This window comes from Deinococcus roseus, assembly GCF_014646895.1.
Taxonomy (GTDB): Bacteria; Deinococcota; Deinococci; order Deinococcales; family Deinococcaceae; genus Deinococcus_C; species Deinococcus_C roseus.
The window spans coordinates 1-2,299 of record NZ_BMOD01000064.1 but is presented as its reverse complement, the minus strand read 5'-3'; the positions used below and the strand labels follow the sequence as shown (position 1 = coordinate 2,299).

The 2,299-nt window shown below is 52.0% G+C and carries 1 protein-coding gene; it reads left to right on the top strand.

The features are described from left to right. The first annotated feature begins 565 nt into the window (after window positions 1–565). Entirely contained in the window at window positions 566–2,224 is a 1,659-nt protein-coding gene (gene ltrA / locus IEY52_RS26315) for a group II intron reverse transcriptase/maturase (protein ID WP_189009633.1), read from the top strand. The last annotated feature ends 75 nt before the right edge of the window (window positions 2,225–2,299 follow it).

Sequence of the window (2,299 nt, the reverse complement as noted above, 5' to 3'; positions counted from 1 at the left end):
GTGCGACCTGCAAAGGGTCGGAGAGGAATGCCGGTGAACATCGGACTTTGTGGTACCCAAATGCCCCTATCTGAGCATGCAAACGGGTGACTGAATGTGTGAAGCCTCAGAGACAACGTTCCGATCACAGCGAGCCTCAATGCTGTGGTGGACCAGGGGGAGCTAGAGAAGGTTGAGCGAAAGCGAATCACTGTTTGTACGGCTCGTAAAGTGGCACAGGTGAAAGAGGCTGTCACACCTGAACCAAAATGGTACGCAGGAAGGATCGCACGGTTATCGTACGGGCGACGGTACACGAACTCCTGCCGGGTCAGAAGTGGCAACCTCCCTCTAGCGTTTGAGTCCTCTTCGATCAACAGGGTAAGCCCCATGTATTCCACGAAAGTGGTATTCCCACCGCAAGGAAAGGAAGACGGTACAGGGGGTAAAGGAATTCAGAGAAAGCGAATGCCAGACGGTAATGGTTTGGATAGGGCAATACCCAACCTGAAAAGGTGCTGACGTCTGATCGGTCTTCTACGGAACTGAAATTCTTGTGCACCCCCACTGAAGGAGAAGTTAGACAATGCTTGTCATTGAACAGACCCCAGGACCTGAATTGAAATGGCAGAACATCAACTGGTCTGCCACTTCAAGCACGGTAAGGCGCATCCAGGAAAGGATCTTCCGGGCAACTCGAAACCAGCAGTGGAAACAGGTCAAAAGCCTGCAAAAACTGCTGGTGCGTTCCACATCCGCAAAACTCCTGGCCATCCGTAAGGTGACCCAGGAAAACCAGGGTAAGCACACCGCAGGGGTGGATGGGGTGGTCATTGACTCCCCGGAAGCCCGAGAGCAACTGCTGCAAGAGGGGCTAAGCCTGAAAGATCACTGTCCTGCACCGGTTAAACGGGTCTACATTCCCAAAGGAAAGGACCAAACCCGACCTCTGGGAATCCCCACCGTCAAAGACCGGGTGCTGCAAACCCTCGTGAAATTCGCACTGGAGCCCGAGTGGGAAAGCCGTTTTGAAGCCAACTCTTACGGATTTAGACCAGGACGATGCACGATGGATGCCATTGAAGCCATCTTTAAAGCCATGAGTGCGAAAGGAAGCAGTAAGTGGGTGCTGGACGCAGATATCCAGGGTTTCTTTGATCACATTGATCATGAAGCCATCCTGTGTCAGACACCCACTTTCAAGAAAATCCTACGCAAATGGCTCAAAGCGGGGGTCATGGAATCCGGGCAGCTCAAGGACAGTCCAGAAGGCACTCCACAGGGTGGGACCATCAGTCCACTGCTAGCGAACATTGCCCTGCACGGCATCGAGAAACTGTTTGGCTCAGAAACCCGTCAAGGTCGACATGTGACACCTACGCAGCGTTCTGGGCCGAACAGGGGGATCAGCCTGATCAGGTATGCCGATGATTTTGTGGTGATTGCCCCTTCCCCAGAGGTCATCCAGGACTATATTTTGCCCAAAATCCAGGAATTTCTAGCCAGGCGAGGATTACAGCTCAGTGAAGCCAAGACCCGGATGGTTCACATCCAGGACGGCTTCAACTTTCTGGGCTTTGAGATTCGCAGGTATGGAAAGGTGCTGCTCACCAAACCAGCAAAGGAAAAGGTGAACAAGCACGTGGAAGGGATCAGAAGATACCTGAAAGACCATAAGCAAGCACCTGTAGGTCAGGTCATTCGTGACCTGACTCCAAAGGTACGGGGATGGGCAAATTACTATCAAGCTGGAACATCCAAGGAAACCTTCGCTAAAGTAGACCATAAAATCTGGGTGATGTTGTGGAGGTGGTGCATTCGCAGACACCGCAACAAGTCCAGGTACTGGATCAAGTACAAATACTTTGGGCAGGGTACATCATGGGTGTTTCAGGCAGGAGATGTTCAACTTCCAAGTTACAGCAGTGTTCCCATCATTCGACACCTCAAAGTGAAGGGAAAGGCCAGTCCTTTTAATCCTGAGGAAAAGAAGTACTGGAGGGACCGAAAAGTTCGCACTGTAGAAAAACAGCTCCATCAGAAAAGCCTGATCTGCCTGTTCAAAAAGCAAAAGGGCCTGTGTGGGTTTTGTCACTTGCCTCTGGGTGTAGGGGAAATGGACAATCACCACCGGGTCGCCAAAGAGCAAGGGGGATCAGACCTTTCAGAAAATCGCAGTCTGGTGCATCGCTGGTGCCACCATGCTTACCATCAACGGGTGGGATATCGGGTCAAGAAGGCTTGAGCCGGATGAGGTGAAAGCTTCAAGTCCGGTTCTGAGGGGGCGGGGAGACAGCAATGTTTCCCTGCTACCCGACCA